Below are 13032 nucleotides of genomic sequence, written 5' to 3' on the forward strand. Positions count from 1 at the left end.
TCGCCCTGTACCGGGCCGGCTGCTTACCCACCGTGCGACGGTGAAACGTCCGTCTTCCGCCGGCGGTGCGGACCGACCACCCGGCACCGGCCTGCGAGGCCTCCGTCGGGCGGGATGCCTATGCTCGTCGGGTGGAGCACAGCGAGCAGGCCGTGCTGGCCGGAATGCTGCAGTCGGCCGAGGACTTCGCCCCGGTCGAGGCCGTCGAGGCCGTCACCGGCGTGCTCGCCACCGCGTTGGACGCGCTCGCCGTCTCGCTGCTGGTCGCCGACCTCAGCGGACGGGCGCTGGTCCGGCTGACCCACCACCCGGCGGCCGACGGGCCGGACCGGCGTCACGGCCAGGAGGCCGCCGAGATCCTGCCGTTCGACGGCGGGCCCTACGAGCAGGCCCTGCGCCATCAGACCAGCAAGGTGCTCCCGGCTGACGGACGATGGACGGTGCTCGCTCCGGTCACCGAACGCGGTGAGGCCATGGGGCTCCTGGAGATCGATCTGCCCGCCGAGCCGGATGCCTCAGTGGTCGCCCAGATCGCCCGGGCCGCGCACGCGCTGGCGTTCGTGGTGATCGCCAACCGCCGACACACGGACCTGTTCGAGTGGGGGCAGCGCAGCATCCCGTTCACGCTCTCCGCCGAGATCCAACGCCGCCTGCTGCCCGCCTCCTTCACCTGCGAATCCGGTGCGTTCACCCTCTCCGGCTGGCTGGAGCCCGCCGCGAGCGTCGGCGGGGACACCTTCGACTACAGCCTGGCCCGGGACCTGCTGCACTTCAGCGTCACCGACGCCATGGGCCACGGCGTGGCCAGCGCGCTGACCGCCACCCTCGGCGTCGGCAGCCTGCGCAACACCCGACGCCGGGGTCACACCCTGGTCGTGCAGGCCGAGGAGGCGAACCGGGCCGTCGCTGAGCACGCCAACGTACGTGGGGCCTACGTGACCGCCGTGCTCGGCCGGGTCGACCTGGGCACCGGACGCTGCGAGCTGCTCAACGCCGGGCACATCCCGCCGCTACTGGTCCGCGACGGCCGGGTGACCGAGGTGGATCTCCCGGCCAACTTCCCGCTGGGCATGTTCCCCGAGGAGCCCTGCCGCGCCGGCGAGATCACCCTCCGACCCGGCGACCGGCTGGTCGTCGTCACCGACGGCATGCGCGAACGCAACGCGGCCGACCTCGACCTGTCCGCCGCCCTGCTCGGCATCACCGGCCTGCATCCCCGCGAGGCGGTGCGTGCCCTGTCCGACGCGCTGCTGGCCGCGACCGGGCCGACGCTGGCCGACGACGCCACCCTGCTCGTCATCGACTGGTACGGCACGCACGAGCGGCGACGCAGCATCGGCGGCGCGGACACCGCACGCGCGAGCACCGGACAGCGGTGACGGCGTCACGAGACCACCGGCGACGCCTCCTCGGCGTCCCGCACGGTGTCGAAGACGCCGATGACCCGGTCGACCGAGGTGACCGACAGCACCCGCCGGACCGATCCGCCGACGCCGGCCAGCGCGAGCCAGCCGTCCCGCGCTCGCAGGTCCTTGTGCGCGACCACGAGCGCGCCCAGGCCGCTGGAGTCCATGAAACCCACGCCGGCCAGATCGACCACGACCGCCCGGGCGCCGCCCCGCACGACCTCGTCCAACCGGTCACGCAACCGCGACGTGGTGCTCATGTCCAGGTCACCGGCGACCTCGATCACGGTGCCGACACTTCCCTGCCGGGTCGACAGCACCAGGTCCATCCGACCTCCCTCCCGCGACATGCCGCGTGGTTCCGCCACTGCGCGTACCGGTCCACGGTGCCAGAATCCGAGCCCTCCCGCTCAGTGACGGGCCGGCCCCGGGTCCGAGCCGATCGGGCCGCGGCCGTGCGCGACGGCGTGAGCGCGTCGGTGGCGGGCCGGCCCGGCTGAGCGTGCGTCGCAGCGGGGCACCGCTGCGGTGCGCCGGGTGGGAGGATCTGTCCATGCGACGGAGATCCCTGCTCATCGGCGCGGCGGCGGGCGTCGCCGCGCCCGTAGTGGCCTCCGGCGCGGCGGCGGCGGCACCCGGCGTCGGCACCGACCCGCCGCGCCCCCGGCCGCGCACCTGGACGCCGGCCAACAAGGCCGACGGCCTCACCACCCTGCCGACGGCCACCCGTCAGGTCGTGATCGTGACGGCGGCGAGCTGGAGCACGAGCTACGCCACGCTGGAGACGTTCACGAGGACCGACGGTCGCTGGGTCCCGGTCTCCACGGCGCTGTCCGCGCGGATCGGTTCCCAGTTCTTCAGCGACCACCACGTCGAGGGGGTGCCGACCACGCCGACGGGCGTCTACTCGTTCGGTCCGACGATCTACGGCATCGCCGCGAACCCGGGTGTCAAGCACCCCTACCACCGGATCGTCACCGACGACTGGTGGAACGAGAACCCGAACTCGGCCGGCTACAACACCTTCCAGCACACGGCCACCAGCCCTGGCGGGCTGAGCGAGGCGCTGTGGAAGGAGAAGCCGGCCTACACGCACTTCGCGGTGATCACCTACAACATGCCGCCGAACGTGCCGAAGCCGGTGCCGAACGCGGGCAGCGGCATCTTCCTGCACGAGTTCAGCCGGACGCCGTCGGGGCCCACCGCCGGCTGCGTCAGCCTGTCCCACGCCGACCTGGTCGGCGTGCTCCGCTGGCTCGACCCGGCGGCCCAGCCGCGCATCGTGCTGTCCCCGTTGGACAGCCTCGGCCGCTACTGACGCGCCGGCCGGGCGCGCCCGGGCCCGGCGCGAAGTGTCGATCTCCGCGCCGGGCCGGGGGCCGGGTCAGCTGGCCGTGCAGCTGGCCGTCGCACCGGGGCCGGTGCCGGTGCCCTGGAAGCCGAAGTTGGTCGTCTGGCCGGCGCCGACGCGCCCGTTGTAGCTCACGTTGGTGAACCGGACGGTCCCGCTGGTGCCGCTGGCCTGCGCGTTCCAGGCGCCGGTGATCGCGGCGCCGCCGGGCAGCGTGATGGTCACGGTCCAGCCGTTGATGGCCGCGGAGCCGGCGGTGACGTTCACGCTCGCGGTGAAGCCACCGGCCCACTGGTTGAGCGACACCGACGCCGAGCAGCCGTTGCCCGTCGGCGGCGTCGTGGTGGGCGGGGTGGTCGTCGGCGGGGTGGTGGTCGGCGGAGTCGTCGTCGGCGGCGTCGTGGTCGGCGGGGTGGTCGTCGGCGGCGCGGTGGTGGGCGGGTTGGGCGCGCCGTTGGCCAGGCTGTAGGCCAGGTCCGGCTGGAACGAGCCGGCCGCGTAGCGGCAGCCGTCCGCCTCACCCGGCGGCTTCACCCAGAGGTACGCGTCGATGTTGCTGTCACCGGTGTTCGTCGTCGGGTACTGCCCGATCCGCCGGTCGGTGTTGTCGTCGGCGCACCAGTCCCCGCTGGCGCCGCCGTTGCGGCTGGTGTCGATGACCTGGCGCTTGCCGGAGATGCCCATGCCGTTGAGGGCGGAGATGACCGCCCGGCCGAAGTTCGCCTCGCTGGAGGTGGGGTTGAAGTTCGACACGTTGGTGAAGAAGCCGTCGGCGTACTGCACGCCGGCGGCGCGGAGCCGGTTGGCCGTGTCACTCGCGCTGTTCCAGGTGGAGTGGCCGCCGTCGAGGTAGACCTTGGCGTTGGGGTTGGCCGACTTGATGGCCTGCGTGGCCGTGGTGAGCGCCTGGTTGCGCGCGTTCAGCTCGGCGCCGCTCAGGCAGGTCTGGAGGGCGAGCGAGTCGGTCTCCAGGATGATCAGGACGGTCTGGTTACCGAGTCCTCGGGCGAAGTTGGACACCCAGGTCTGGTACTGGTTGAGGTCCGGGGCCCCGCCGGCGCTGGCCCCGCCGCAGTCCCGGTTGGTGATCTCGTAGACCGAGAGCACCGGGATCTGCTGCGCCGCGTTGGCGGCGCCGACGAACCCGGAGACCTCGGACTGCACCGTCGACGGGTTGAAGTTGGCGAACCAGCGGGCCTGCGGCTGGCTCGCGATCTTGTCGCGGATGACGGCGGCACGCGAGTCGCCGGGGTTGGCCGCGACCCAGCGGACGACGGCCGAACTCGGATCGCGGTAGAGCGTGCCGGAGACCGTGCCGGCGGACGCGCCGCCGACGGCGAAGGCGACGCCGGCCGCGGCGGTGACCGCGACGGCCGCCACGCTGACCGCCGCCGACCGGCGGCGCCGGGGGGAGAGGATAGCCACGACGTGTTTCCTCCTGATCACATAGATGTGTCTGTCTTCATGGGAGCGTTCCCAAGACGGTAGCGGAGGCGTGGGCCGCTGCCAATATGCAAAGTTGTCACTGCGTCGGCGACCGGGCCGCCGACGGCGGGCGCGTCAGAGCTGGATGACGTGACCCACCCGGGGCGGCGTACGGCCCGTGAGGACGTCGAGCCACGCGTCCCGCAGCGCCTCGGGGCCGTGGCCGACCCGCACGTCGAGCCACCCGCTCACCACCCGCGAGAACCGCTGCCAGGCGTCGGCGAACCGGTGGTCGAGGCCGTCACGGCCCCAGTCCCGGCCGCGCTTGCGCATCTGCACCGGCGCGAAGAAGACCTCCTCGGCGGCGTCGGCGTTCGGCGTCTGCCGGGTCAGACCGACCGCGATGTCCCGGACGAGCCGGTCGCCGAGGTGAGCGCGCAGGGCAGCCCGGTGTGCGGGTGCGCCGGACAGGTCGAGGTAGACCGTGGGGACGGCGTCGAGCGCCGCGACGTCGCCGTAGGGCAGGACCTCGTCGTAGCAGCCCAGCGACCGGGTGAACCCGAGGTTGTCCGGCGAGGTGAGCCCGACCAGGCGTGGGCCGCGGCCGTGCAGCTCGAACGCGGCGGCGTACGCGGTCTTGCTCGACGCCGACGACAGCACCAGCGACCGTGCTCCGTACCAGTCGTTGTCGACGACCTGATCGGCGAGCATGAAGGAGGTGAAGAACAGCGGCCGGAACAGGATCAGCAGGTCCTCCTGCTCGGGCCGGTAGGCGGGGTCGCCGATGGTCGACCGGTAGGCGTTGTACGGCGAGGGCAGGTCGGCCCGGTGCGGGCTGGCGTCGCGGAAGCCCGAAGCGTCCACCCGCTCCGGGCGTACCACCAGGTGGCCGGCGGGCGGGAGGTAGCCGTAGACGCGCTGACCCGGCTCGACGCCGGCCACGGCGGACGCGGCCACCTCGGCGAAGCCCCACAGTGGCGGGAGCCCCCATTGCCGGTCGAGCCCGCGCCGCTCGGGCGGGAAGAACTCCCAGTACCGCATCGACTCGCCGAGCACCGCGTAGGTCACGTTGTTGGCGGTGAGCCCGACGCGGTCCACGCGCAGCAACGCCTCCCCGTCGACGAGGGCCGGCACCGGACCGTCGGCGAGCGTGGTACGGGCGCGGTCGTCACGGGCCACGGCGAACGTCCACGACTCAGCCATGGTCCGACGGTAGGCAGCCGCGAGACCGGAGACAAGTGCACTGCGAGTGCAAAATCCGGTGGGCCCGCACCTGAGCGCGTCTGAACTACCCTCGCCGGCGTGGACACCACGGAGATCGATGCCCCCGTCGTCGGCGTCACCGTCTATCCGGACCGCGCCCGGGTCACCCGTCGCGGCAGCATCCGGCTGACCGCCGGCGAACACCGGGTACGCGTCGCCCCCCTCCCCCTCGGCCTGCGCCGCGACTCGATCCGGGTCGGCGGGCGGGGCGCGGCCACCGTGCTCGGCGTCGACGTCAGCGCCTGGCGGCAGCCCCGCAGCACCGACGCCCAGGTGGTCGGCCTGGAGCGGCGGCGGCGCGAGCTGGCCGACGAGCTGGTCGAGATCGAGGACGCCGACGGCATCGAGGACCAGCGCGGGGACTTCCTCACCCGGCTGGCCGAGCGCGCCGGCGGGACGTACGCCCGCGCGCTGGCCGCCGGCGACCTGACGCCGGCCGACGTCGCGGCCTTCACCGACTCGGTGGCCGGTCAGCTCGCCGAGTCACGCCGCCGGCGGCGCGGCCTGGCCCGACGACGCGACGAGCTGGCGGAGGAGATGGCGGCGGTCGAGCGCGACCTCGACGCGGCGCACGGCAAGCGCGCCCCGGACCGGTTGGCCGCCGACGTGACCGTCGCGGTGGAGGCCGACGACGCGGAGGTGGAGCTGGAGCTGACCTACCTGGTGGACGGCGCCCGCTGGCAGTCCTCCTACGACCTGCGGCTCGTCGACGACACAGTGACCGTCACCTGGTTCGGGCTGGTCAGCCAGAGCACCGGGGAGGACTGGCCGGAGTGCGAGCTGGCGCTCTCGACCGCGCGGCCGGCGGCGACCGTCGGCGTACCCGAGCTGTCGCCCTGGTATCTCGACCGGTTCCGGCCCGCGACACCCCGGGCCGCGGCGGCGCCCATGCCGGTCGGGATGCCGCCGCCGGCGCCGGGAGCGGCGCCGGCCGGTGGCGGCGGGGCGGCCCGGTCCGCGGCCCCCCGCCCGCGGATGCGGGAGAGCGTCGCCGAGGTCGAGCAGGGTGTCAGCGCGGCCACCTACCGCCCGGCCCGGGCGGTGGCGGTGCCGGCGGACGGCAGCGAGCACCGGGCCACCATCGCCGTGCTGGAGCTGCCGGCCCGGCTGGACCACGTGACCGTTCCGGTGCGCGCCGCCGAGGCGCACCTGCGGGCGACGGTACGCAACACGTCGGACCACACGCTGCTCCCCGGCGCGGCGGCGGTGTTCCACGGGGCGGACTTCGTGGCGGCCACCCGACTGCCGACCTGGGCGCCGGGCGAGGAGACGGAGCTGGCGCTGGGGGTGGACGACCGGCTGCGGGTGGAGCGGAAGCTGCACCGGCGGTCGGAGACCAGGGCCGCGCTGGGGTCGACGCGGCGGCGGGAGGTGGACTACCGGATCACCGTCGCCAACCACACGCCCCGGCCGGCGACGGTGGAGGTACGGGACCAGGTGCCGGTGTCCCGCGACGAGGCGGTGGTGGTCCGGGAGACGACGGTGACGCCGTCGCCGGCCGAGCGGACCGAGTTGGGGGAACTGATCTGGCGGTTGTCGCTCGCGCCGGGTGAGAGCGGCGAGATCGCCCTGGGCTTCCGGGTGGAGCTGGCCAAGGGGGTCGAGCTGACCGGCTGGCGGGAGTAGACGTTAGGAGGGGGCCCTTCTTATGCAGAATGCGTTAAGAAGGGCCCCTTCCTTACACCTCAGACGCGGCGGCGGCCGTAGGCCCCCGCCGCGATGGCGACACCGATCGCGGCGAAGACGACCTGGAGCGCCAGCTCGATCCAGTCGATGCCGGCGGTGTCGTCGACGTTGAACGCGCCGGCGACGAACGTGCCCAGGATCGCGGCGACCACACCGATGAGCAGGGTGAGCCAGATCGGGATGTTCTGCTTGCCCGGCACCACCAGGCGGCCGAGCGCGCCGATGACGAGGCCGATGACGATCGCGGTGAAGAAACCCGTGACTTCCACGAGAGCCGTCCTTTTCCCTCGGATGTGTTGGCACCAAGGTGGTTGCCCCGATCAACCACCGCACGAAACGCGAGAGCCGATTCTTCACGGAACTGTCATGGGCGGCGGGTCGGCGCGGACCTCAGCCCCAGAGCATCTGCGCGACGACCAGCGCGCCGACCACGTCCGGGCCGCGTACCACCTGCCGCACCAGATCGACCGGGATCATCCCGAAAGGGGTGTCGGCCGCGGCGCCGCCGTACGTCATGGGTGGTCGGGTGCCCGCCCGGTAGGCCGCCGCCACGGTGCCGAGCACGAGCACCCCGTCGATGACGCCGACGCCGGACCGCACCGCCGGCAGCGTCGCCGCGTACCAGACCACCACGGCGACGGCCGGCACCACGAGATGGGCCAGGGTCACCAGGGTGTCGCCGCCGCCCAGCGCACGCCGCAGCCCGGCGGACCGGTTGACGGCACGCAGCCCGCCGGTCAGCCGGCCGGCCGCCAGGAACCCGAGGACCACCTGCGCCGGGCCGGCCGACGCCGGCAGCGCCACCGCGACCGCGTACGTCGTCAGCAGCAGCGCCGCCCACACCACGAGCGCGCTGGGATGGCGTACCGGACGCCACAGCTCGACCTGCACGAGCACGCCGACACCGGCCGAGGGGACGGAGACGGCGGCTCGCCACCCGGCCGATCGACCGCCAGCGGCGGCTCTCCACCAGGTCGGTGAGGATCGAGGGGTCGAGCATCACCGTGGCGCCCGCCGCCGCGCCCGCCGCCTGCGCACCCGTGGCGAGCGAGGCGCGGTCCACGAACGGCAGCGCCCGGTACGCCAGGACCACCGCCGTCACGGTCGGCGGCCACGCCACCAGCGCGACCACCCCGATGACGGAGCCGGCCGGCGGCGGTACGGACCGACCGGCCAGGTGACCCGCGACCACCATCGCCGCCACCGCCGCGCCGACGCCGAACAGCGCCCGGTCGAGGACCCGGACCCACCCCGAGGTACGCGGGCTGGCCTGGGCGACGACGGCCAGGGCCACGGCCGCGGTCGCGCAGGCGGCGCCGGCCGTCGCCGAACCGGCGAGCCGGTGCGCCCCGCCGCCACCGGTCGCCGCCGCCGAGGCCAGCCCGAGCAGGCCGCCACCGGCGAACGCCGCGACGAGAAGCCCGACGAATCGGGGCAGCAGCCACGCCCGGCGGTCGACCGGCGAGCTGACCACCCAGGACTGCGCTGCCGGCGCCACCACCAGCGGACCCACCGCCCGCAGGCCCCGCCAGGCCAGCCCGACGACGGTCAGCGCGGCGGCGACGCCGATCCAGTACCGGTCCCCCGGATCACCCTGGCGTCCCGACGGCGAGCCGAGGTAGTCGCGGACCCCGTCGAACAGCGCCCAGCCGTACATGCCGCAGAAGAGCACGAGGACGTACGTGTCGGTGAACAGGTCACCGAGCGAGGCCTCCCGGTGGCGCCGCCGGGTGCGCCGCAGCCAGCTCCGCAGCCGGCGGGCGTCGGGCCGGTCACCAACCCGGATCCGCAGCTCGGTGGTCACGCACCGACGCCGATCTCGAGCCGGTCGTCCGCGACCGTCGCGGCCAGTTCGGCGTCGTGCGTCGCCATCAGCACGGCCGTGCCCTCGGCCTTCTCGCGCAACAGCCGATCGGCCAGCCACTCCCGGCCCCGGGCGTCGAGGCGCTGCTCCGGTTCGTCCAGCACGAGCAGGCGGCGGGGGCGCACGAAGCACGAGGCCAACGCCAGCCGGCGGCGCTGCCCGCTGGACAGCGTCGACGGGAGCTGGTCGCGGGCCCGGTCCAGCCCCAGCTCCGTGACCACCTCGGCCACCGCCCGACCGGAGCCGCCGTGGGCGTACGCGACGAGTTCGAGGTGCTCCGCCACGGACAGGTCCGGAAAGAAGTCGATGTCGTCGAGCGCGGCGGCGAGCAGCGCGCGCATCTCGGGATCGGTCTCGTAGCACCGGCGTCCGTCCACCAGCACCTCACCCGCGTCGGGGCGGTCCGCGCCGACCACGCAGCGCAGCAGCGTGGTCTTCCCGCTGCCGTTCGGCCCGACCACCACGGCGAGCCGCCCGGCGGCGAGGTCGAAGGACACGTCCTCCAGCACGACCAACTGTCCGAACCGCCGGGTCAGGCCGCGCACGCTGAGGAGGTCCACAACTCGCCACTGTGGCACAGCGGCGCAGCCCTCAGCGCTCGGTGAGGTGCCGGCGGCGGGTCGCGCCGGGGGTGTCCTCGCGGTCGATCCGCAGTTCCCGCTCCAACTCGGCGATGACCGTACGCAGGTCGTCCAGGCGCTGGCTGATCGCGATCCGGTCCACCTCGTCCGGCACGCCGTCGCCGTCGGAGTCGTAGTCCGGCGACAGCCCCTCGGTCATCTCCAGCCGGCGCGCCTCCTCCATCGAGTTGACGATGACGGCGATGAGGATGTTCAGCAGCAGGTTGACCGCGATCATGACGAAGCTGACGTAGTAGAGCAGCGTCCACGGCGACACCTCGAGGCCCTGTTCCAGCAGGTCGGGAAGCGTCTCCAGGGACAGCAGCACGAAGAGCGTGACCAGCGAGCGGCCGATGTCACCGTACTGCTCGGGATAGCGGTCACCGAAGATCAGCCAGCCGGCCATGCCGTAGACGTAGAGCGTTACGCCGGCGAGCGCGAGAAACGCCGCCACGCCGGGCAGGCTGCGCCACAGCGCGGTGACGATGGTGCGCAGGCCGGGTGAGAAGCGGACCAGGCGCAGCACCCGGGCCACCCGGACGAACCGCAGCACGGCCGGGTCGCCGTGCAGCCACGGTATGAAGATCGCGACGGTGACCAGCAGGTCGAACACGTTCCAGCCGTGCCGGAGGAAGTCCTGCGGCCGGCGGCCGTACGCGAGCACCCGGATGGTGATCTCCACGACGAAGACCAGCCGGAACATCCACTCGGTCCAGCGCAGCACCGACGCGGTGGTGCCCGCGTGCGGGTACGTCTCGATGCCCAGCACCACCCCGTTGGCCATGATCAGCACGACGATCGCGATCTCGAACGGCCGGGACGCGACGATCCGGGCGCACCGGGCCGCCGGCCCCCGTTCCGCGCCGCCCGGGCGGCGTACACCCCGCTGGGTCGGCACGTCGGTTCGCCGGTCGACCATCCCGACACCCTATTGGGTTACCGTCGGCGGGTGATCCGGGCCGAGACGTACGCGCAGTGGATCACCCCTGCCCTCCCGCTCTACGGCGACGACCACGAGCGGGCCGACTTCGCTCCCTGAGACGCGTGCCCCGATGCCACGCCTCTCTCACCCGACCCCTTCTCCGGGAGCGATGCCCCATGTCCGTCGACACCTCGATCCGGGCGGTGCTGCGCGCGCCGCAGGTCGCCCGGGTGCTCCTCGGCAGCCAGATCGGCCGGCTGCCCACCGCCAGCGGCCCGCTCGCGCTGCTGCTCTTCGCCCGCCAGTCGCTCAGCCTGGCCGCCGCCGGCCTGCTCGTCGCCGCGTACACGGCCGGGATGGCGGCCGGCACGCCGCTGCTCGCCCGGGCGGTGGACCGCTGGCGGCAGCCGCCCGTGCTGTGGGCCGCCGCCGCCGTCTCCGGCCTCGGCTTCGGCGCGGTGGCACTCACCGGCGGGCACCTGGCCGGCGCGATCACCGGCGCGGCGGTCGCCGGGTTCGGCACGCCGCCGCTGGAGGCGTGCCTGCGGACGCTCTGGCCGGCCCTGCTGCCGCCGGCGACGGTGCCCACCGCGTACACCCTGGACATCGCCCTCCAGGAGGTGATCTTCGTGGTGGGGCCGCTGGTCACCCTGCTCGCGGTGACGGTCGGCGGGCCGACCGCCGGTCTGCTCGCCGCCGCCGTGGCGCAGCTCGCCGGCACCGCCCTGTACGCGCTCAGCCCGGCCGCCCGGGCCTGGCGCGGGGTGGCCGCGGTCCGGCACTGGGCCGGGCCGCTGCGCGTACCGGGGTTCGGGGTGATGCTGCTCGGCGTGGTCGGCGTCGGCGCGGCGGTCGGCAGCATCGCGGTGGCCGTGACCGGTTACGCCGAGGCGGCCGGCGACCGGCGGCTCAGCGGCTGGCTGCTCGCGGCGCAGGCGGGCGGCGCGCTCGTCGGTGGCCTGCTCTGGACCCGGGTCCGTCCGGGCGGACCGGGCCGCCTGCCGTTGCTGGCCGCCGCGCTCACCGCCGGGTTCCTGCCACTGCTGCTGGCGCCCGCGCCGGCCCCGATGGCCGCGCTGCTCGCGGTGAGCGGGCTGGCGCTGCCCCCGGTGCTGACCGCCGTCTTCCTCACCGCCGAGCGGTTGGCCCGACCGGGCACGGTGGCCGAGGCGTTCGCGTGGGTGAGCACGGCGTTCGTGGTGGGCAGCGCCGCCGGGTCGGCGCTCGCCGGCGCGTCGGCCGGCGTCCGGTACGGGCTGCTGGTCGCGCCCGTCGCCGCGCTGCTCGGCACGGCCGCGCTGGGTGCGATCGCGCTGCGGGACCGGACGACGGCGTCGCTCACAGCCAGCCACGACGCTTGAACAGCAGATAGAGCGCGCCGCAGACGGCGAGCATCAGCACGACCGCGAAGAGATAGCCGTACCGCCAGCCCAGTTCCGGCATGTGGGTGAAGTTCATCCCGTAGACGGTGCCGATCAGGGTGGGCGCGAACAGGATCGCCGCCCAGGCGGAGACCCGCTTGATCTCCTCGTTCTGCTCGAAACTGGCCGCGGTCAGGCTGCGCATCTCCTCGTTCTGCGCCTGCGAGACCAGGGTGGCGTTGACGGTGAGGATGTTCTGCAACAGGTGCCGGAACCCGTCGATCCGCTCCACCACCTGGGTGAGGTGGTCGGCCACGTCGCGCAGTCGCCGGCGCAGTTCCTCGTCGGTGCCGTAGCGGTCGAAGCCGTGGGTGAGCGCGTCGACGACCTTCAGCAGCGGCCGGGTCGCCCGCTGGAACTGGATCACCTCGCGGCTCAGCTCGTAGATGCGGCGGCTGGCGTTCGGGTCGCCGCCGAACACCTCGGTCTCGATCTCGTCGATGTCGTTCTCCAGCCCGGCCACCACCGGCGCGTAGCCGTCGACCACCCGGTCGAGCACGGCGTAGAGGACCGCCTCGGGGCCGAGCGCCAGCACGCCCGGCTCCGCCTCCAACCGCCGGCGGACGGCCACGAGGTCGGGCGTGCCGCCGTGCCGGACGGTGATCACGAAGCCGGGCCCGAGGAAGAGGTGCAGCTCGGCGAACTCGACCGCCTCCCGGGCGTCCAGGTAGCGGGCGGCGCGCAGCACCACGAACAGGGTGTCGCCGTAGCGTTCCAGCTTCGGCCGCTGGTGGGCGTTGATGGCGTCCTCGACGGCCAGCTCGGGGAGCTGGAACTCGGCGGCCAGCGAGGCGACCTGCTCCCGGCTCGGCCGGCGCAGCCCGATCCAGGCCATCGCGGCGTCGAGCTGCTGGAGGCAGCGGAACGTGTCGGCGAGGCTGACCGGCGACGCCCGCCGGACCCCGTCGACGTAGACCCCGCTGTCGACCAGCCCGGCGGGCCGCTCCGGCTCGGCCGCGCCGGCGTCGATGGCGTGCTCGTCCAGCTGCCGGCCGAACCCCTCCGAGGACCGGTTGTCCGCCATGCCCCTCCCCCGCTGCTCGGCCGGCTCGCCGAGTCCCCCGCCGGGGCCGG

12 protein-coding genes and 1 pseudogene are annotated in these 13032 nt (G+C 74.0%); 4 read left to right on the forward strand and 9 right to left on the reverse strand.

Translation table 11 applies throughout. From position 1 onward, the window contains the following. Positions 1-131: 131 nt before the first annotated feature. Complete coding sequence (locus tag COO58_RS04005; RefSeq protein WP_098743869.1) at positions 132-1379, forward strand: PP2C family protein-serine/threonine phosphatase; 1248 nt, start codon at positions 132-134, stop codon at positions 1377-1379. Between the two features lie 5 nt (positions 1380-1384). On the opposite strand, the gene COO58_RS04010 is transcribed toward COO58_RS04005, so the two are convergent. Then, positions 1385-1735, reverse strand: coding sequence for an STAS domain-containing protein (locus tag COO58_RS04010; RefSeq protein WP_098743870.1), 351 nt, complete (start codon positions 1733-1735; stop codon positions 1385-1387). Between the two features lie 224 nt (positions 1736-1959). Here COO58_RS04010 and COO58_RS04015 point away from each other — a divergent pair, with 224 nt between their 5' ends. Continuing rightward, entirely contained in the window at positions 1960-2724 is a 765-nt protein-coding gene (locus tag COO58_RS04015) for a L,D-transpeptidase family protein (protein ID WP_091582974.1), read from the forward strand. Between the two features lie 66 nt (positions 2725-2790). Here the strand turns inward: COO58_RS04015 and COO58_RS04020 are convergent, their stop codons facing one another. Both COO58_RS04020 and COO58_RS04025 read right to left on the reverse strand, forming a co-directional pair. Beyond that, the gene (locus COO58_RS04020; protein ID WP_098743874.1) at positions 2791-4182 is read right to left on the reverse strand and encodes a glycoside hydrolase family 6 protein; all 1392 of its coding nucleotides are present in this window, start codon (positions 4180-4182) and stop codon (positions 2791-2793) included. Positions 4183-4317: 135 nt separating this feature from the next. Continuing rightward, entirely contained in the window at positions 4318-5385 is a 1068-nt protein-coding gene (locus COO58_RS04025) for a DUF2855 family protein (RefSeq protein WP_091582981.1), read from the reverse strand. Positions 5386-5484: 99 nt separating this feature from the next. Here COO58_RS04025 and COO58_RS04030 point away from each other — a divergent pair, with 99 nt between their 5' ends. Continuing rightward, a complete protein-coding gene (locus COO58_RS04030) occupies positions 5485-7071 on the forward strand; it encodes a mucoidy inhibitor MuiA family protein (RefSeq protein ID WP_098743875.1) in 1587 nt (528 codons plus the stop codon). A gap of 59 nt (positions 7072-7130) precedes the next feature. Here COO58_RS04030 and COO58_RS04035 read toward each other — a convergent pair whose 3' ends face one another. The 5 genes and pseudogenes from COO58_RS04035 to COO58_RS04055 all read right to left on the reverse strand — a co-directional run bounded on the left by COO58_RS04035 (position 7131) and on the right by COO58_RS04055 (position 10534). Next, positions 7131-7400 carry a GlsB/YeaQ/YmgE family stress response membrane protein gene (locus tag COO58_RS04035; RefSeq protein ID WP_091582988.1) on the reverse strand — a complete coding sequence of 90 codons (270 nt, stop codon included), beginning with the start codon at positions 7398-7400 and terminating at the stop codon, positions 7131-7133. Positions 7401-7521: 121 nt separating this feature from the next. Continuing rightward, positions 7522-8028, reverse strand: coding sequence for a DUF6297 family protein (locus COO58_RS04040; protein WP_098743877.1), 507 nt, complete (start codon positions 8026-8028; stop codon positions 7522-7524). 70 nt (positions 8029-8098) lie between these two features. Beyond that, positions 8099-8788 (reverse strand): annotated as a pseudogene (locus COO58_RS31195) (DUF6297 family protein); the annotation flags it as partial. A gap of 143 nt (positions 8789-8931) precedes the next feature. Continuing rightward, positions 8932-9555: a heme ABC exporter ATP-binding protein CcmA gene (gene ccmA, locus COO58_RS04050; RefSeq protein WP_091582994.1), complete on the reverse strand. Its 624-nt coding sequence runs from the start codon at positions 9553-9555 to the stop codon at positions 8932-8934. A gap of 31 nt (positions 9556-9586) precedes the next feature. Continuing rightward, positions 9587-10534 carry an ion transporter gene (locus tag COO58_RS04055; RefSeq protein ID WP_245666914.1) on the reverse strand — a complete coding sequence of 316 codons (948 nt, stop codon included), beginning with the start codon at positions 10532-10534 and terminating at the stop codon, positions 9587-9589. Positions 10535-10713: 179 nt separating this feature from the next. On the opposite strand from COO58_RS04055, the gene COO58_RS04060 reads away from it, so the two are divergent. Then, positions 10714-11898 (forward strand): MFS transporter, encoded by a 1185-nt coding sequence (locus COO58_RS04060; protein ID WP_091582997.1) that lies wholly within the window; start codon positions 10714-10716, stop codon positions 11896-11898. On the opposite strand, the gene COO58_RS04065 is transcribed toward COO58_RS04060, so the two are convergent. Then, a complete protein-coding gene (locus COO58_RS04065) occupies positions 11876-12982 on the reverse strand; it encodes a magnesium and cobalt transport protein CorA (RefSeq protein ID WP_091583000.1) in 1107 nt (368 codons plus the stop codon). The two genes, COO58_RS04060 and COO58_RS04065, sit on opposite strands and share 23 nt — an antisense overlap. Positions 12983-13032: the final 50 nt, after the last annotated feature.

It is taken from the genome of Micromonospora sp. WMMA1996 (assembly GCF_002573675.1).
Taxonomy (GTDB): domain Bacteria; phylum Actinomycetota; class Actinomycetes; order Mycobacteriales; family Micromonosporaceae; genus Micromonospora; species Micromonospora sediminicola.

Excerpts from the sequence above, each read along its gene's own strand:
- COO58_RS04015 (WP_091582974.1), top strand. The coding sequence starts at position 1,960 with ATGCGACGGAGATCCCTGCTCATCGGCGCGGCGGCGGGCGTCGCCGCG.
- COO58_RS04065 (WP_091583000.1), bottom strand. The coding sequence starts at position 12,982 with ATGGCGGACAACCGGTCCTCGGAGGGGTTCGGCCGGCAGCTGGACGAG.
- COO58_RS04060 (WP_091582997.1), top strand. The coding sequence starts at position 10,714 with ATGTCCGTCGACACCTCGATCCGGGCGGTGCTGCGCGCGCCGCAGGTC.
- COO58_RS04055 (WP_245666914.1), bottom strand. The coding sequence starts at position 10,534 with ATGGTCGACCGGCGAACCGACGTGCCGACCCAGCGGGGTGTACGCCGC.
- COO58_RS04010 (WP_098743870.1), bottom strand. The coding sequence starts at position 1,735 with ATGGACCTGGTGCTGTCGACCCGGCAGGGAAGTGTCGGCACCGTGATC.
- COO58_RS04025 (WP_091582981.1), bottom strand. The coding sequence starts at position 5,385 with ATGGCTGAGTCGTGGACGTTCGCCGTGGCCCGTGACGACCGCGCCCGT.